Consider the following 15,939-nt stretch of genomic DNA (forward strand, 5'->3'; position numbering starts at 1 on the left):
CACTCAGGCGATGATGCGCAACCTTGGTGGCCGCATCACGCGGCCCTGCGGACTTCCTTGATGGTGACGGTCCCATGGTTCGGTCCTCCTTCCCAAAAATAGCATGGAAAGAAGATTAAGAGGACAGGTCGTGTCCCCACACGTGGTGTAGCTCGGCGGTAGCGTCGCCGATCACATCCGCGCCCTTCATAGCGCTGTAGGACGGGATTGGCGGCGCGGTGGTCACCAGCGGTTTCCGGTTAGGTTTGGGTTGCGAGACCTAACCGCAACCGGAGATCCCCTGATGACCGACGACATGATGAGCCTGCGCGGGCTCCTGGAGAAGACCCCGGACGCCGATCTGTTGCGCGAGATGATCGGCTTTGCCGCCGAGCGGCTGATGGAACTGGAGGTTGGCGCAGCGACCGGCGCCGGCTATGGCGAGAAGAGCGGCGAGCGGCTCGCCCAGCGCAACGGATACCGCGATCGGGACTGGCAGACGCGTGCCGGCACGGTCGAGCTGCGCATTCCGAAGCTGCGGAAGGGGAGCTACTTTCCAGGCTTCCTGGAGCCGCGGCGCATGGCCGAGAAGGCCCTGACCGCTGTCATTCAAGAGGCGTATGTCCAGGGCATCTCGACGCGCTCGGTCGACGATCTCGTCAAGGCAATGGGCATGACCGGCATCTCGAAGAGCCAGGTGTCGAGGCTCTGCGAGGAGATCGACGGCAAGGTGAAAGCCTTCCTAGAAAGGCCGATCGAGGGCGACTGGCCCTATCTCTGGATCGACGCCACCTATCTGAAGGTCCGTCGTGGCGGTCGTATCGTATCGGTCGCCGTCATCATCGCTGTCGGCGTCAACACCGACGGCCGACGCGAGGTGCTGGGCATGGAGATCGGCACATCCGAGGCGGAGCCGATCTGGACCGAGTTCCTGCGCAAGCTGACCCGCCGTGGTCTGCGCGGCGTGAAGCTCGTCGTCTCCGATGCCCATGAGGGTATCAAGGCGGCCGTCACCAAGGTTCTGACAGCGACATGGCAGAGATGCCGGGTGCACTTCATGCGCAATGTGCTGGCTCATGCCGGCAAGAGCGGACGCCGTGTCGTGTCGGCCTTCATTGCCACCGCATTCGCCCAAGACACCCCGGAGGCCGCCAGCCTGCAATGGCGCTCCGTCGCTGACCAGATACGGACGAAGGTCCCCAAACTCGCCGCCATCCTCGACGATGCCGAGCCCGACGTGTTGGCCTACATGACCTTCCCGAAGGAGCATCGCGCCAAGCTGCACAGCACGAATCCCATCGAGCGGTTGAACGGCGAGATCAAGCGGCGCACCGATGTCGTCGGCATCTTCCCGAACGACGAGGCCCTCCTGCGTCTCGTCGGCGCCATGCTGATCGAGCAGAACGATGAGTGGGCCGTTCAGCGGGCCAGGTACATGACACTGGAATCCGTCGCTCCCTTGAGCGATGATCCTCTCATCAGCCTGCGAGCCGTGGCCCGCTGATCAACCCGGTCTAGCCGGAACCGCGGTGCGGCGCCGTCAGCTACACCACGCCAGGGGACACGATCCGCACTCATATTTGGTCGGTTTTTCGGACGGTATACGGTCAAGAATCTTCATCTATCTGGAGGTATCGATGCATCGTCGAAAGACCATAAACCGCATACGGCTTACGGTTCGCCGCCTGATAGGCCGCGGAATTGGCGCGGATCACCTCAACATCGGCCTGGAGGTCGTCGTTGCAGGCTTTGAGTTCCTTGATGGCAGGAGCGCGGCCTAACAAGCGTTTGTCCCACGCTTCTTGGATCTTCACCGTTTCAAAGGTCGGGCGACGGCCGAGCCGGCGCCAAATCGGCCATTGTCCTTATCGACAGTCCGCGCGTACCGCTTCGCTAGTACGGCTCCGACCAAGATTTGTATCTGGTTGTAGAGCATGATCGGCAGCACAATCATGCCAAAGCCGCTCGCGCCCGCGAACAGGACCTGTGCCAGAGGTAGCCCCGAGGCGAGGCTCTTCTTCGATCCGCAGAACACTGCCGCGATCTCGTCGCCGCGGGAGAAGCCGAGCCGGCGGGAAGCGAACATCGTGAAGGCGATGACGGCGCAGAGCAGCAGAAGGCAGAGGAGGGCGGCAGTACCGAGGGCTGCCCGGGGCAGTCGGCTCAACAAGCCGTCGACGACGGACTGCGAGAACGCCCCGTAGATGATGACGACGATCACCAGCTGGTCGTACTGGTGCAGCCGCTTCTCGTGACGGAAGAGGAAGCCCGAGATCCAAGGACGGGCGAGCTGGCCCGCGAGGAACGGCAACAGAAGTTGGAGCAGGATGTCCCGAAGTGAGCCGAGCGGATCAATGACGGCAGATGCTGCATCAGGATCATGGCCAGGAGCGGGGTGAGCATGAGTCCGAAGACGTTGGACCCAGCGGAGTTGCAGATTGCCGCAGAGACGTTGCCCTTGGCCATCGCGGTAAAGGCGATCGACGAGGAGACGGCGGACGGCAGAACGGCGAGGTAGAGGAAGCCCATGATGAGACCGTCGGGCAGCCATCCTTTGGGCAGGAATGTCAGGGGATAGACGCCGTTGGGAACACTAGGAACGTCGTTGCCAGGATGAAGAGATGAAGCCGCCAATGCCGCAAGCCCGCGAGGATGGCCTGCGGCGCCAAGGATGCCCCATGCCCAAAGAAAAGCCCGGCCACGCCAATGGCCCCCAGCCAGGTGACCATCGTTGCACTATCTCCGGGTGCGGGAAGAACGGTAGCGAGTGCAACTGCCCCGATCATCAAGCCTAGGGATGGATCAAGCCGGAAACGCATCGACAGCCCTCAAACGAAAGTGAGGTCTGAGGCTTACGTAACACACCGAATACTTCCTTTAGGTAACGACCATAACTTTGCGGATGGCGCAAAGATGGTCATTCATGGCTTGGCGCGCGCCTTCCGGATCCCGGGCCTCTATGGCGTCGATGATGGCGCCGTGCATCCGGCTCTGCTGCTCCGTGTACTCCTTCTTCCGGTCGCGCCGGAACGTCAGGTTGTGTTCGCGTTGCCACCGCACTCGCGAGCGGACACTCGAAAGGATATCTAAAAACGCGATCGCCACCGGGTTTCCGGACGACCGGGCAATCGCTTTATGAAAGGCATTATCCGCCACTTCGTATGCCTGCCAGTCGGCGGCCCGCATGGTTCGCCCCACGAGCTCCCGAAGAAGGGTTAGATCCTGGTGTGTGGCTTTTTGCGCAGCGGTCGCCGCGATCCCCGGCTCTAGGAGAAGCCGGGCATCGATGATGTCGGCGGGCGACGCCGTCTCGACAAGGACCATTGGAGGGATCGGCTCGTGCGCGGGGCGCGGTCCAAGAAATGTTCCCTGACCGACATGTCGCCAGACCCGTCCTTCCAACTCCAGTACACGGATCGCCTTGCGCAGCGTTTCCCGGCTGCACCCGATCCGCTCTGCCAACGCGCGCTCGGACTCTAGCCTGAACTGAGACGCAAGTGCCCCCTTTCCAAGGTGGTCGCGGAGACGCCTCAACGCTTCCTCGCTGGATGTGTGCTTTGCCATCGAATTCGAGACCATTTATGGACCACGCCAGCCATAGGGCTCCCGCGACGGGCAGGGAAGTTGAATTTCCGCGACAATGCAGCAATGTGTTGACAGATCGGCGCGCAAGCGCGATCATCTTCCGATGACGACGATCGATCTTCGCAAGGCGCTGAGCGCCCGGGTCACACCCGCCGCACCGCGGTAGCCCCGCCTTCGAAACGCCCCGCGTTCGAAGCGCCGGGGTTCATGTCGTCACTTTTTTCAAGCACAGCCCGCGCCCCCCCAAACGGACGTCCGTCAACGAGCACGGCCTCCACACGGAGGTCGCCGCGCTCGCAGGAGCACATCTATGCGCCATCATCAGAGCGGCAGTCGATTGCCGAAGCTCGCCGTTACCGAGCAAGATTACGAGAGCCTATCGCGCCTCGCGAATGCCGCGCTCGATCGCATTCCCGAGGTGGCGGAGGAACTGCTTCAGGAACTTGAACGCGCTCGCATCGTCTCAGAACGTGCCGCCAAGCCGAACGTAGTGCGCATGGGATCGAACCTGACATATCGCTCGGACGACGGTGCCGAACGGAACGTGACCATCGTCTATCCGGCGCATGCCGACATCTCGTTGGGGCGAGTATCAATTCTTACACCGATCGGGGCGGCGTTGATCGGTTTATCGGAAGGTCAGTCCATCGCCTGGACGACCCGTTCCGGCAGGAAGCAGATGCTCACCGTTCTGGCTGTCACAGCACCCAGCGAGGCTACCGTTTGACTGCATCCAGAATTGGCATGGAGTCCAATTTGGATTGACGATGCGACCTTCCCGAACGCATCAAGAATTCCGTTCCAGATGCCCAAGCGTAGGAGGGGGATCGGAAGTTTCCGAACAACTCCTACGCTCCCGCCCATGTTGTCGCGTAAGCGGCCGAACGGTGCCATTTGCAAGGTAGCTCCAGCCGATGAGACGAGGCCCTACGACCTTGCCCAGCCATCGCCCATCCGTCGATCGGATCCTGCCGGGCATTGGATTGATGCTTGTGTTCTGCATTGTCGCTCCCTTGATCGACGTCGCGTCAAAGATAGCGGTGCAGACGGTGTCTGCCGGCACGGTGACCCTCGCACGCTTCCTTGTTCAGGCGGTGCTCATGGCGCCGATCGTGCTCGTCATGCGTCTGCCCACGAGGATGAACATCCGGATCGCGCGGCTGACCCTCCTGCGCGCTTCGGTCAACATCGGCTCGACCTTCTGTTTTGTCGCCGCCGTTAGAGCGTCGGGCGATTAATCGGCAACATATCCTGCGGCCTTGAGATAATTCCAGCATTCGTCGGGCTCGAAGAGGTCGCAGATATCGCCGAGGGCTCGCCAGAGGTCGTCCGTGGTTCGGGCTTTGGCTTTGCGCAGAAGGGCCTTGAGCTTGGCGAAAGCCATTTCGATGGGATTGAGGTCGGGCGAGTATTTCGGCAGGAGCAGGCGCCAGGCGCCCCGTTCGGCGAGCGCCTTGGCCGCCCGGGGGCTCTTGTGGACATTGAGATTGTCCATGATCACCACGTCACCAGGCGAAAGACACGGCGCCAGTTGCGTGCGCACGTAGAGATCGAACGCCTCGCCATCCATGGCGCCGTCGATGACCCATGGTGCGACAAGTTCATGGCAGCGCAGGCCCGCCACGAAGGTCTGGGTCTGCCATTTGCCGAATGGCGCATCGGCCCGCAGGCGTTCACCCTTCAGGCTGCGGCCGCGCAGCGGCGTCATGTTGGTCTTCACGCTGGTTTCGTCGATGAACACCAGCCGCGCCGGCTGCCGCCGCGGCATCGCGGACAAGAGCGATGGTTGCGCGATGCTGTTCGTAACCGGAATGCTCCGCGGAACGCCCATGGTGGAAGTCGGTGTCGATTCCGGTCCAGCCCTCCGGTGCTTTCGGTGGGGTCCAAGTCAAGGCTGACAACGCGAAAGCAGTGCAGAAGAGAATCGCCGGTATCAGCCAGATGCGAGTCGTCATCATCGAGAGCCCGATGGCCGTCGCGGCAAGGCCCCACCACCCCCAGCCAGGCAAGAGGATGCCGGCGGCGGTGACGGGACTTGCCCAACCGGTGATGCCGAAGGGCGGAAGGCTCATCAGGATCCATGCGATCGCGTAGCGCATCGATCGCTGCCATGCCGATTTCTGACTCCACAGCACCGTATGGACCAAGACGAAGAGCGACGACGCGACAAGCCAAAAACCAAGTGGCACCCCCATATCGGTCGCGTAGAAGATCGAGACGCCGACCGGCAGGTCGCGCGAGGCCGCGAGGAAATACGACAACGCTGTGAGGCTGGCGGTAAACCTGCCGGGTGCGAACGCCCACAGGGTCGGGAACAGGACCGCGACGGGCAAGGCCAAGGGCACGCCGCACCAAGCAACGGCGCCAACTCCAGCGCCGGTGGCGGCAAAGCCGAGACCGATCAGACAGTCACGCACCGAAGGTGAGGATCGGTGTAGCCAGGCCGAGAACACCTTTGGCCGGGATCGGCCCGAAGTAGCGCGAGTCATACGAACCCTTGAACGGGGAGTGCAGGAAGAGAAATCCGGACGGGACGGCGCCGCCCGGATACGGCGGCAATGATCGGCCGGAGCCATCGACCGCTTGAAGTTCAGAATGAGGGAGATCGCGCCCGTCGATGGTGACCGATGCCGCGATGCCAACGCAGTGGCCCGATGTTGCAACCACCGTCTTGATCAACGGGCTCAGCCAGCCTGGGCATAGCCCTTGGCGGAGATATCCTCGTCTCCGGGCGAGCTCGAACGTCGCATTGCGCGGCGGGCAGATGAAAATCCGATCGCCAATCCGAGCAGCCCGATCAAGCGTCGCAATCCGCCAGAGCCCGAGCGGATAGCTCGGCGAAAAATTGATCCTGAACCCGCCCCACCCACCGGCGATAAAGACGGCGATCGGAAGAGAAAGAAGGAGGGTCAGGACTGCAAAGCGGCCGCGCGTGATCATTGCTTCACCGTCTGGCTTTGGCGCTGCGACTGCCGCATCGCGTCCGCCTCCTTCAGCGCGACCTGGGTTCGTTCCTGAGCCGCAACTTGCTGGCCCGTGCGCATCAACGGCCAGCTTTCGGCGAGCTTCTCGCGCTCGGCAGGTGCCAGTCCGGCGGCCGCCTTTTCGAAGACCCGACCTTTCGGCTCTTTCGCATCAAGGGACAGGAAGGCTCGGTCTCCGAACCGTTCGCAGACGGCTTTATCGAAAGCGTCCAATTCGGCTTTGACCATCCGGTCCGCGAACGCGAAACCGAGGGCTGCGGGCAGGTCGTTTCTGTCGATCGCGTCGCGGACCTTCTCAAGGACCCGGCCAGCCGCGGGTGAGAGACCCGGAATATCGATAGAAAGGCGCTCCCGCTGCACCTCCTCCGCCGCAACGAGCTTTTCTCGTGTTGTCTCCCGCATCTCGAGATAGCGCTTCAGGTCACGATGAAGGGCCGGACCATTGAGCATCGCAACGCGGCGGGCCTCACGATCCGTTTTACCGGCGAAGAGGCCGTCGCGGCCACGGAGCGCCCCAAAGCTTTCGGGATTTTGATCGATTGCAGAGAGGCGTTCGGCGGCGACTTTGCTGTCCGCCATGACCGCGTCCATGCGCATCGCGGCGAAGGCGGTTTCAGGCTCGGCGTAAACGAGACGAATGCGATGGGAGACGTTCTCCCACTGTGTCTGCAGCATCGGTTCTGCGGTGCATCTCTACGGATGGAAGACGGCATTAGACAGCAATGGCACGCCACGATCTCAAGTTCATGTGCCGGAAGGCGAGACCTCCCATAATGAGGTGGTGCCGGTTTCCCGGCCAGTTGGATAAGCGTGGGTTCTTGCTGCGGTCATGGGAATAGCCGCCCTGGGTGCTTACCCAGATCGGGTAGGCTGGCTGCTCGGCGTGCCTATGCATTGAAGCCCGGCCGGCTTTTTTCGCCGGCCCGGCTCCCTCGGCGCGATGGGGAGAGCGATGGGCCCGGACTGTTCCACTTAACCTCGGTTCAATTTCCCGGGCCACCTCTTCTCTGCCAGATCAAAAGAAGCCATCCAGACCGTCCTAAGCGTCGTGTCGACATGAAAATCCAGCCATCCGTTCGTCGACGGTCACGGTCCTCGCGGCAACTAAATCGGACGGCAGCTTCCAAGAGATGTCTCGAAGAGCCTGATCGACCTGAATGGGGTAAGCGTCGTCCCAGTCCCACCTTCCGTTTCTCGATCTGAGCGCCGAGTCTGACGATCCAACGCGAGGATCGTTTTGTGTCTGGATTTGACCATAGGCTTGACCCTGATCGGCCGTTGCGGCGGGTTGAGATCATCAATGGGGCTGGCGGACGCCGGCATTGGTCGGCGGACGACAAGGCGCGGATTCTTCAAGAGACGCTGGCGCCGGGCGCGGTGGTGTCGGAGGTGGCGCGTCGCCACGGTCTTCGACCGCAGCAGGTCTTTGGATGGCGCCCGGAAGCCCGTATCGAGCCGGAGGCTGGATCGGTCGTGCCGGCCTTCGTGCCGGTGGTGGTGGAAGCGGCACCGCCGGTTCCGGCGACTTTGCCGACCAGGCCGAAGCGCCGACGGCGAACGGCACCGCGGCCGAGCGGCGGGATCGAGCTGGAGATCGACGGTGTCGTGGTGCGGGTGGGATCGGGCACGAACGCCAAGACCATCGCGGCGGTGATACAGGCGCTGAAGGTCGGTTCGTGATCGGTCCGACGGGCGCGGTCCGGGTGATGGTGGCAACCAAGCCCGTCGACTTCCGCAAGGGCGCGGAAGGGTTGGCGGCGCTGGTGCGCGAGACGATGGGCACCGATCCGTTCTCCGGTGCCGTTTACGTCTTCCGGGCCTAGCGCGCCGATCGGATCAAGCTGGTATTCTGGGACGGCACCGGCGTCGTCGTGGTCGCCAAGCGACTGGAGGACGGTCAGTTCCGCTGGCGGAAGGCCGAGGACAGCGTCATGCACCTGACCGCGGCGCAGCTATCGGCGCTGCTCGAAGGCCTCGACTGGCGCCGAGTCCACGAGGTCCAGGCCAGCCGTGTTCCGTCGTCATCCGGCTGACCTCTGGCGACGCAAAAGCTGTTGCTGCCGGTGTGACGAGATGATTCACTTCGGGTATGACACCCGCGACCGACACGCTTCCCGACGATCCCGGCACGCTCACGGCGATGCTGATCGCCGAGCGTCTGAGGGCCGAACGTCTCGAGCAGATCATCAAGGAATTGCAGCGCCCCCGCTTTGGCCGCCGGGCCGAGACGCTGCTGGAAGATCAGCTTCTGCTCGGCCTTGAGGAAGTCGAGCAGGCCGCGGCCGATGACGAGGCGTCCAACGAGACCGCGGCCCCGGCAGTGCGGACAGAGCGCGCCGCCAAGCGCCGGGCAAATCGAGCTCTCTGCCTGCCCACCTGCCTCGGATCGAGATGATCGTCGACATCGAGAACAAGGCCTGCCCGTGCTGCCGCCATGCCCTGCATGTCATCGGCGAGGACGTTGCCGAGCGTCTCGATATCGTGCCGGCGCAGTTCCAAGTGCTCGTCACCCGCCGTTCCCGCTATGGCTGCCGGGCGTGCGAGGGCGTCGTCGTCCAGGCGCCGGCGCCGGCACGGCTGATCGAGGGCGGCATGCCCACCGAGGTGACCGTCGCCCACGTCCTCGTTTCCAAATATGCCGACCATCTGCCGCTTTATCGCCAGGCGCAGATCTACGCCCGCCAAGTCGTCCATCTCGACCGCTCGACGCTCGCCGACTGGGTCGGGCGGGCTGCCTTCCTGCTGCGTCCCATCCACGAGCAGCTGTTGGGCCACCTCAAGGCATCATCGAAGCTGTTTGCCGATGAGACCACGGCGCCGGTTCTCGATCCGGGGCGCGGCCGGACCAAGACCGGCCAGCTCTTCGCCTATGCCCGGGACGATAGTCCCTTTGGCGGCGATGATCCGCCTGCCGTCGCCTATGTCTATGCGCCCGACCGCAAGGCTGAGCGGCCCATCGCCCATCTCAAGGGGTTTGCCGGAATCCTCCAGGTGGACGGTTATGGCGGCTACAGGGTGCTGGCCGAGAAGGGGGACGTCCGGCTCGCCTTCTGTTGGGCGCATGTTCGCCGGCGGTTCTATGAGCTGGCCGCCGCCGGTCCTGCGCCGATCGCCACCGAGATGCTGGAGCGCATCGCCGCGCTCTACCGGATCGAAACCGAGATCCGCGGGCGACCGGCCGAGGCCCGCCGTCTCGCACGTCAGGAAAGTACCAGGCCCGTCCTCGACGCGCTCGAGCCGTTCCTGCGCCAGAAGCTTCAGTTCATCAGCCAGAAGACCAAGCTCGCCGAGGCGATCCGCTACACGCTCTCGCGCAGGGAGGGTCTCTGCCGCTTTGCTGGGGACGGCCGCGTCGAGATCGACAACAACACCGTCGAGCGCTCGATCCGTCCGCTCGCCCTGACGCGCAAGAACGCCCTGTTCGCCGGCTCCGACGGTGGCGCCGGACACTGGGCCGTCATCGCCTCCCTGATCGAAACCTGCAAGCTCAACGGCGTCGATCCTCAGGCCTATATAACCGCCGTCATCACCCTGATCGTCCAGGGCCATCCCAACAGCGGCATCGATGATCTCATGCCATGGCAGTTCAGGCCCGTTCACGCGCTCGCAGCCGTGGCCTGAGGACGACGCTTACTGAATGGGCGCAAAGCCGCCACTGAACCGCAGCGTTGCGAGCGGCCCCTTCCACCAGCAATTGCCCCTCGGCTAGCGCCGATATCGACCTGTGAAGAGGTCACCAAGGGCTCGACGGAGCAGCATCGTCAGGCGGCGCTTCTTAAGGTTCCAGGGGCGGTCGTGATCGAGATGGCAGCGCTGGCAAAGGGCAGCGAGATTTTTTTGGCGGCGTTGTTGGTCGTGTCCTGGTCGAGGTGTGCGCAGGCGAGATGGACGAATGTCCGCGCGATGCCTGTCTCGTCATCGGCCAGCCGTGGATCCGGCGGCGTCTTGGTTCGAACCAGTCGGCCGCGGCCGTCGCGCCACCGATCGGCGACGTCATCGAACCAACGCCCGTCACCCAGATGGTAGACGGTTTTGCCGTGTGGTCGACCACAACGTTCACACCGGCCCTTGGCGCGGCCGAACCGAATGGCTGCGGATAGCTCGCGCCAGTCGATCGGATAATAATGCCGATCTTCACGCCGGATCGGCATCCGCCCCCTCCCCTGCGGTTGCGCTCTTCTCCTCGGCCGGTTGCGTCATCTCGATCGAGCCGTGGTCTTTGAACTTGTCCCGCGCTCGGGAGATCGTCAGCCGGCTGACGCCATAGTCACGAGCGAGCCGCGAGATGGATGCGCCGTCCTGCAGCTTGCGGATAACGGCGTGTTTCTGGTCCTCGGTCAGACGCGGTGGACGGCCGAGCATCTTGCCCTCGGCTTTGGCGCGGATGAGGCCGGCCTGGGTGCGCTCGATGAGCAGATTGCGCTCGAACTCGGCGACGGCATTGATGACGCCCATGGTCATGCGCCCCGCCGGGCTCGTCAGATCAACGCCGCCGAGCGCGAGACAATGAACCTTGATGCCGAGGTGGTCGAGCTGGTCGATGGTCTTTCTCACATCCATGGCATCGCGGCCGAGACGGTCGAGCTTGGTGACGACGAGGATGTCGCCCTCTTCCAAGCGATCGATCAGCCGCGCGAAGCCGGGCCGCTCGGACGCGGCAACCGAGCCGGAGACGGTCTCGCTGACGATCCGCCGCGGCTGCAGCTGAAACCCGGCCGCGCGGATCTCCCCAAGCTGGTTCTCGGGGTGCTGCTCGACGGTCGAGACCCGGGCGTAGGCAAAAATGCGAGACATAAGGCGACTCGGAGCGGCAAACTCATATCAAAAACGTAGAGCGACGTATCGCGCATGCGCAAAAATCGAGCAAGCTATATTTCGCACATATTGGAGGAAATATGCTCAGAAACGGTCAATTTAGCGTTGGATGAAAACGGGAAATAAGGAGATTGGGTCATTCTCTTCCCATCGTCCGGAAATCACCCTATCTTCATCACTGACCCAATCACTCATTGGCTACTAGAGACTGTTTTCATGCTCGACCGACATATCGTTCCAGTGGCAAAAAATGGGCGTATGAACCTTCCGTCAGCCCTACGGTCCAAACTCGACCTCAATGGCGAAGGAAAGATCGTGTTCATCGAGAAGGAGAACGGCGAGGTTGAGGTGACGACGCTGCGACGGTCCCTCAAGCGCGCTCAAGATCTTGTTCGTCAGTCCATTCCTGCCGATGTCGACTTGGTTGGTGATCTGATCGAAGAACGGCGCGCAGAGGCATTGCGCGAAGCTGAAGGTGGAAAATGACCGGCATGGTCCTCGACACCTCGGCGATCATGGCCTTTCTTCAAGACGAGGTCGGAGCTGACACAGTCGCGCCGATGCTCGAAAACCGCGCGATCATCTCCACAGTCAACGTGCAGGAACTGCTCGCGAGTTTGGCATCGAAGGGCATGGCGCCGGAAGATGCGCGTCTTGCTGTCCGCTCTCTCAATCTCGAAGGACACGATCTGACCTGGGAACTCGCCGAGCGTGCAGCCGAACTGGTCGAATGGACCAAAGCCATCGGCCTGAGTCTCGGCGATCGTAGCTGTCTCGCTCTTGCGCGGATGCTTAATATGCCAGCAGTCACTGCAGACCGAGTCTGGTCAAACGTCGCACAGAGCGTTGGGGTTGAAGTGATCGTAATACGATAATCTGTCGCCACCACGGCAGCCTTCTCTCGCGTGCTGCTTGGGAGTTGTAACGGGCCGAAGAACGAACCCGCTCGCGCGGGATGGGCGGCGGCTTGGCCGTTTGCGGAATGATACAAGCGTTACGCGCTGATTGAGCGTCGCCCGGTGCGGGCGGACGATCCTGGCTCCCTTTGTCCAACAGAGCCTTCCCATGACGACCCTTCCCGTTTGCGCCAAGCCGGTCAGCCCACTGCGCCAGCGCCTGATCGACGACATGACAATGCGGCGGTTCTCCCGCGCGACGCAGCGCAATTACCTCCGGGACATCGGGCGCCTGGCATCGTTTCTCGGCCGGGCGCCGGATACGGCGAGCGTCGAGGATCTGCGTCGCTTCCAGGTCGCCTTGCAGGAGGCCGGTGTCGGCGTGCCGACGATGAACGCCGTCGTCTCGGCGCTTCGCTTCTTCTTCGTCCATACGATCGACCGTCCCGATCTCGCCCGCAAGCTGGTGCGGTTGCGCTATCCCCGGAGCCTGCCGGACGTCCTGAGCCCGGAGGAGGTTCGCCGCCTGCTCGGCGCGACGGTCTGTCTGAAGCATCTGGCCGCGCTGTCGGTCGCCTATGGCGCGGGGCTGCGTGTGGCCGAGGTCTCGAGCCTGAAGGTCGCAGACATCGATTCCATCCGCATGCTCTTGAGGGTTGAGCATGGCAAGGGCGGGCGCGATCGCAACGCCATGCTGTCGGCCGATCTTCTCATCCTCCTGCGGCAATGGTGGGTCGAAGGACGAGCATAAGGTGTCCTTCATCGCGAGGGCTGGCTATTTCCCGGCCAGGCATGGTCACGGCCGATCTCGACGCGCCAGCTCCATCGTATCGTGGTGGAGGCTGCCCGGCAAGGCCGTGCCGCGGGTCGATGACCATGACATGACGCACCAGCCCATCGATGATGACGGCATCACCCGATGCTTGGTAATCCGACCATCGCCGACGCCATTCTCGACCGGCTCGTCCACAACGCTTATCGCATCGAACTGTCCGGCGAGAGCCTGCGGAAGCGAGCTCCACGGACGACGGCGGCAGCGACACCTTGACCGGAAACCCGACACCGACCCATCATCGAATTTGACCCAGGACCAGACCAGGAGGTGGCCGGCTTCAAATCGGAACGGCGGCCGGAATGCATGGCCGGCTTCGTCGGAATCCGCAATGATCCATCTCGGCATTCAGCGCCCGTTCGGCGAGCGCCTTCTTCAGCCCGTCGAGCAAGCCACCGGGAAGGCGGTCTTGGGATCGGAGCCAGACAAAAGCTGGTCGAGCAGCGCGTCAGGGATGCTGGGTTCTTTGCGGCGGGCCATGGGCGATCTCCTTCGGTCCTATTATGACCCGCCCACACACGGAATTCCCGACAGTCCCTTGCAGCCACCGTCGGCCACCGCAGTTCCGCCTTTGCCGTTCAGGTGGTGATGCTTCCAGTTCGCGCTCTTGACGTGTGCCGGGCCAGCGCCAAAGCGTCTAAAGCCCGATGCCGAGATCCTCCACGATCTCGCGCTACGTTCGCCGCTCGTTTCGACCAGACGCACCGCCTCCGCGTCGAGTTCTTTGCCACACCGGCGATGTCGCCCGCCCATAGAAAGATACCCCTTACGTCAGAAGATGCTTCCCCGTTTCGCAATGCAGGTCCATCTGTCCAGACAGCCAAGCCATAATCGACGCATGCTGCGAGGCCTGTACCCCGCGGCGACATAGATCCGGGCCGCATCCGGGTCCCTCCGCAACCATCCCCTACATCCAAGCGCTCAGGTCCTAAGCGGGCCGTTATATGGCGCGGGTGTCGCGCTTTAAATGGGTCGCAGTGGACGTCGGCGCATACGGTCCATATCCCTTGCCGCCTTTGTCATGACTCTCGAACGCGATGAGAAAGAGGGCTGTTGGATGAGGCACTTTGTTACGCGTCACGCCTGGTGGACAATCCACGCATCGCGCATGACCATCGCCTGCCTGCTCACGCTAGCGGCAGTTCACGCGCTCGGTCTGACGGTGGAACTCTCAGCGGTGATCAGCGCCATCGTGGCAACCCAAGCGAATATCGGTAGTTCGCTTCGCAAGGCGTTCGAGCAGGGTGTCGGCTCGCTCGCGGGTGCCATCGTCGCGACGGCAGTCGCGCTAGCGTTGCGGCCGGACGATCCGATCTCGACAGCGCTCGCCCTCGCCATCGCGTTAGTGCCACTCGCGGTGATGGCGGCCATTTCGGTTGGCTTCCAGATCGCGCCGATCTCGGCCACCGTGGTCCTCCTCGGGGCGCCGGGGCTCGAGGTCGGCCCGGAGATCCTCGCCGTAGAAAGGGTGATCGGGGTCGCGATCGGCCTAACAGTCGGGCTGGCGGTCGGGATGGTAGTGCTTCCGGCCAAAGCATCGCGCTCGGCGGTGGAGACGGCAGCCCGGGTTGCGCATCTAATGTCCGCGCAGTTGCGGGCGATCTTGCCTGAAGTTGGCACGGGGGAGGACGAACTGACGACTCGCGCCGGGAAAGTCCGCGGCGAGCTGACGGCACTGGCTACCTTCGCCGCCGAGGCCGCCCGAGAGAGACGGCTCGCCATCGGGCGCACGCCCGATCCCGAACGCATCCTACGGGCCCTGCGCCGTGTGCGCCACGACGTCAACATGCTGCGTCGCGCTGCCCGCGGTGGCGGAGACGATACGCTCGTAGGCACGCTTGAACAGCCATTCCGCCGCGCGATAGTCAGGGGGGCCGAGGCGCTCGATAGCGTAGAGGGACAACTCTTAGGCCGCCCCATCCCCGGCCCGTCCGCCCCCCTAGAACCCATCGTGCGTGATTACCGCGACGGCTTGGACACGATGCGGAAGACCGGTGAGACAGAAAATTTGACCACACCCGAGCTTGCGCGCCTGTTCGGCATCAAATTCGCTCTGCGCCAACTTGAACGCGACCTGAGCGCCCTCGCAGAGGTAGCGGCCGAGATCGCTGCTCCGAAGATCCGTTGGTGGCGACGGTGAACTGAAACACCGACAAATGCGTGCTCCGGCACGTAGCGAAAAAAGAGGGTGTTCCAAAGCTGCGGCCTCCGTGAAGAACGAACCGCGCCCTCGACAACCATTCAAAGGAATTTGTCGCTTGAAATAGACTGTCTTTTGTTTGCCACTCGCCATTTATCGCTACATTTAAGCTAATAATCGAAATAGAATCTACTTCTCTTCTGCTGCATCCCATGGGTTAGCAATTTTCATACCTTTCGCTCCCGTCAACAATTTAGATACTGCATAAATTTCGATGCAAGTAAAAACTTGCATCCCCTTCTATTGATTCTATCATAATAATAACACATGTATACTTCTGTACAATGATCGTTTATTTTTAGAGAGGAGCCTCGATTGTCCTATCATGGAAAATATAAACTGCCTTTTGATATTCTTTATGACGCAAAGCTGAGCCGCATTGAAAAGGCTCATATGCTTAAACAATGGCGAGACGACAAAATGGACTACATGCGTGCTAGTTGCGAGGGTATGGTGGGCGAAGACAGGCCCGACCTTCTGACGAAAATCAACATAGCGCTCACCGCGGTCTGATCATGACATGTCCTCTTAATCTTCTTTCCATGCTATTTTTGGGAAGGAGGACCGAACCATGGGACCGTCACCATCAAGGAAGTCCGCAGGGCCGCGTGATGCGGCCACCAAGGTTGCGCATCATCGCCTGAGTGT

14 protein-coding genes and 8 pseudogenes are annotated in these 15,939 nt (G+C 62.3%); 12 read left to right on the plus strand and 10 right to left on the minus strand.

Features of this window, described 5'->3' with window-relative positions; all coding sequences use genetic code 11:
• Nucleotides 1-283 precede the first annotated feature (283 nt).
• Nucleotides 284-1,483: an IS256 family transposase gene (locus GTK09_RS26380; protein WP_163466383.1), complete on the plus strand. Its 1,200-nt coding sequence runs from the start codon at nt 284-286 to the stop codon at nt 1,481-1,483.
• A gap of 103 nt (nt 1,484-1,586) precedes the next feature.
• Here the strand turns inward: GTK09_RS26380 and GTK09_RS26385 are convergent, their stop codons facing one another.
• The 4 genes and pseudogenes from GTK09_RS26385 to GTK09_RS26395 all read right to left on the minus strand — a co-directional run bounded on the left by GTK09_RS26385 (nt 1,587) and on the right by GTK09_RS26395 (nt 3,558).
• Nucleotides 1,587-1,793, minus strand: a complete 207-nt coding sequence (locus GTK09_RS26385; protein ID WP_163466384.1) for a hypothetical protein — start codon at nt 1,791-1,793, stop codon at nt 1,587-1,589.
• Nucleotides 1,790-2,290, minus strand: coding sequence for a bile acid:sodium symporter (locus GTK09_RS26390; protein ID WP_281353546.1), 501 nt, complete (start codon nt 2,288-2,290; stop codon nt 1,790-1,792). The genes GTK09_RS26385 and GTK09_RS26390 overlap by 4 nt, the downstream gene beginning before the upstream one ends.
• Nucleotides 2,197-2,798 (minus strand): annotated as a pseudogene (locus GTK09_RS28210) (bile acid:sodium symporter). Before GTK09_RS28210 ends, GTK09_RS26390 begins: the two are co-directional and overlap by 94 nt.
• Before the next feature lie 58 nt (nt 2,799-2,856).
• On the minus strand, nt 2,857-3,558 hold the full coding sequence (locus GTK09_RS26395) for a FadR/GntR family transcriptional regulator (protein WP_312869968.1): 702 nt from the start codon (nt 3,556-3,558) through the stop codon (nt 2,857-2,859).
• Nucleotides 3,559-3,874: 316 nt separating this feature from the next.
• On the opposite strand from GTK09_RS26395, the gene rnk reads away from it, so the two are divergent.
• Nucleotides 3,875-4,291 carry a nucleoside diphosphate kinase regulator gene (gene rnk, locus GTK09_RS26400; protein ID WP_163466386.1) on the plus strand — a complete coding sequence of 139 codons (417 nt, stop codon included), beginning with the start codon at nt 3,875-3,877 and terminating at the stop codon, nt 4,289-4,291.
• Nucleotides 4,292-4,499: 208 nt separating this feature from the next.
• On the plus strand, nt 4,500-4,802 hold the full coding sequence (locus tag GTK09_RS26405) for a DMT family transporter (RefSeq protein WP_163466387.1): 303 nt from the start codon (nt 4,500-4,502) through the stop codon (nt 4,800-4,802).
• Here the strand turns inward: GTK09_RS26405 and GTK09_RS26410 are convergent.
• The 3 genes and pseudogenes from GTK09_RS26410 to GTK09_RS26425 form a co-directional block, all read right to left on the minus strand.
• Nucleotides 4,799-5,385, minus strand: a pseudogene (locus tag GTK09_RS26410) (IS630 family transposase); the annotation flags it as partial. The gene GTK09_RS26405 and the pseudogene GTK09_RS26410 overlap by 4 nt on opposite strands.
• 588 nt (nt 5,386-5,973) lie before the next feature.
• Nucleotides 5,974-6,504, minus strand: a complete 531-nt coding sequence (gene traF / locus GTK09_RS26420; protein WP_163466389.1) for a conjugative transfer signal peptidase TraF — start codon at nt 6,502-6,504, stop codon at nt 5,974-5,976.
• A pseudogene (locus tag GTK09_RS26425) lies at nt 6,501-7,226 on the minus strand (BID domain-containing protein); the annotation flags it as partial. The pseudogene GTK09_RS26425 and the gene traF, both read right to left, overlap by 4 nt.
• A gap of 561 nt (nt 7,227-7,787) precedes the next feature.
• Between GTK09_RS26425 and tnpA the strand changes: the two are divergent.
• The 3 genes and pseudogenes from tnpA (at nt 7,788) to tnpC (ending at nt 10,169) form a co-directional block, all read left to right on the plus strand.
• Nucleotides 7,788-8,228: an IS66-like element accessory protein TnpA gene (gene tnpA, locus GTK09_RS28215; protein ID WP_163466391.1), complete on the plus strand. Its 441-nt coding sequence runs from the start codon at nt 7,788-7,790 to the stop codon at nt 8,226-8,228.
• Between the two features lie 26 nt (nt 8,229-8,254).
• A pseudogene (gene tnpB / locus GTK09_RS27695) lies at nt 8,255-8,581 on the plus strand (IS66 family insertion sequence element accessory protein TnpB).
• Between the two features lie 56 nt (nt 8,582-8,637).
• Nucleotides 8,638-10,169 (plus strand): annotated as a pseudogene (tnpC, locus tag GTK09_RS26445) (IS66 family transposase).
• Nucleotides 10,170-10,253: 84 nt separating this feature from the next.
• On the opposite strand, the pseudogene GTK09_RS26450 reads toward tnpC, so the two are convergent.
• Nucleotides 10,254-10,699 (minus strand): annotated as a pseudogene (locus tag GTK09_RS26450) (hypothetical protein).
• On the minus strand, nt 10,683-11,342 hold the full coding sequence (locus GTK09_RS26455) for a recombinase family protein (RefSeq protein ID WP_163466393.1): 660 nt from the start codon (nt 11,340-11,342) through the stop codon (nt 10,683-10,685). Before GTK09_RS26455 ends, GTK09_RS26450 begins: the two are co-directional and overlap by 17 nt.
• Nucleotides 11,343-11,579: 237 nt before the next feature.
• Here GTK09_RS26455 and GTK09_RS26460 point away from each other — a divergent pair, with 237 nt between their 5' ends.
• The 4 genes and pseudogenes from GTK09_RS26460 to GTK09_RS26475 all read left to right on the plus strand — a co-directional run.
• The gene (locus GTK09_RS26460; RefSeq protein WP_163466394.1) at nt 11,580-11,849 is read left to right on the plus strand and encodes an AbrB/MazE/SpoVT family DNA-binding domain-containing protein; all 270 of its coding nucleotides are present in this window, start codon (nt 11,580-11,582) and stop codon (nt 11,847-11,849) included.
• On the plus strand, nt 11,846-12,238 hold the full coding sequence (locus tag GTK09_RS26465; protein ID WP_163466395.1) for a type II toxin-antitoxin system VapC family toxin: 393 nt from the start codon (nt 11,846-11,848) through the stop codon (nt 12,236-12,238). Before GTK09_RS26460 ends, GTK09_RS26465 begins: the two co-directional genes overlap by 4 nt.
• A gap of 190 nt (nt 12,239-12,428) precedes the next feature.
• Nucleotides 12,429-13,010: a tyrosine-type recombinase/integrase gene (locus GTK09_RS26470; protein ID WP_163466396.1), complete on the plus strand. Its 582-nt coding sequence runs from the start codon at nt 12,429-12,431 to the stop codon at nt 13,008-13,010.
• A gap of 162 nt (nt 13,011-13,172) precedes the next feature.
• A pseudogene (locus tag GTK09_RS26475) lies at nt 13,173-13,307 on the plus strand (ATP-binding protein); the annotation flags it as partial.
• 115 nt (nt 13,308-13,422) lie between these two features.
• On the opposite strand, the pseudogene GTK09_RS26480 reads toward GTK09_RS26475, so the two are convergent.
• A pseudogene (locus GTK09_RS26480) lies at nt 13,423-13,571 on the minus strand (IS256 family transposase); the annotation flags it as partial.
• A 577-nt stretch (nt 13,572-14,148) separates the two neighbouring features.
• On the opposite strand from GTK09_RS26480, the gene GTK09_RS26485 reads away from it, so the two are divergent.
• A complete protein-coding gene (locus tag GTK09_RS26485) occupies nt 14,149-15,231 on the plus strand; it encodes an FUSC family protein (RefSeq protein WP_281353548.1) in 1,083 nt (360 codons plus the stop codon).
• 375 nt (nt 15,232-15,606) lie between these two features.
• Nucleotides 15,607-15,804, plus strand: coding sequence for a hypothetical protein (locus GTK09_RS26490; protein WP_163466398.1), 198 nt, complete (start codon nt 15,607-15,609; stop codon nt 15,802-15,804).
• Nucleotides 15,805-15,939: the final 135 nt, after the last annotated feature.

Origin of the sequence: Jiella pacifica, assembly GCF_010500815.1 — a bacterium.
In the GTDB taxonomy this organism is placed as follows: domain Bacteria; phylum Pseudomonadota; class Alphaproteobacteria; order Rhizobiales; family Rhizobiaceae; genus Jiella; species Jiella pacifica.

Excerpts from the sequence above, each read along its gene's own strand:
- GTK09_RS26380 (WP_163466383.1), top strand. The coding sequence starts at position 284 with ATGACCGACGACATGATGAGCCTGCGCGGGCTCCTGGAGAAGACCCCG.
- GTK09_RS26395 (WP_312869968.1), bottom strand. The coding sequence starts at position 3,558 with ATGGTCTCGAATTCGATGGCAAAGCACACATCCAGCGAGGAAGCGTTG.
- rnk (WP_163466386.1), top strand. The coding sequence starts at position 3,875 with ATGCGCCATCATCAGAGCGGCAGTCGATTGCCGAAGCTCGCCGTTACC.
- traF (WP_163466389.1), bottom strand. The coding sequence starts at position 6,504 with ATGATCACGCGCGGCCGCTTTGCAGTCCTGACCCTCCTTCTTTCTCTT.
- GTK09_RS26455 (WP_163466393.1), bottom strand. The coding sequence starts at position 11,342 with ATGTCTCGCATTTTTGCCTACGCCCGGGTCTCGACCGTCGAGCAGCAC.
- GTK09_RS26460 (WP_163466394.1), top strand. The coding sequence starts at position 11,580 with ATGCTCGACCGACATATCGTTCCAGTGGCAAAAAATGGGCGTATGAAC.
- GTK09_RS26465 (WP_163466395.1), top strand. The coding sequence starts at position 11,846 with ATGACCGGCATGGTCCTCGACACCTCGGCGATCATGGCCTTTCTTCAA.
- GTK09_RS26470 (WP_163466396.1), top strand. The coding sequence starts at position 12,429 with ATGACGACCCTTCCCGTTTGCGCCAAGCCGGTCAGCCCACTGCGCCAG.
- GTK09_RS26485 (WP_281353548.1), top strand. The coding sequence starts at position 14,149 with ATGAGGCACTTTGTTACGCGTCACGCCTGGTGGACAATCCACGCATCG.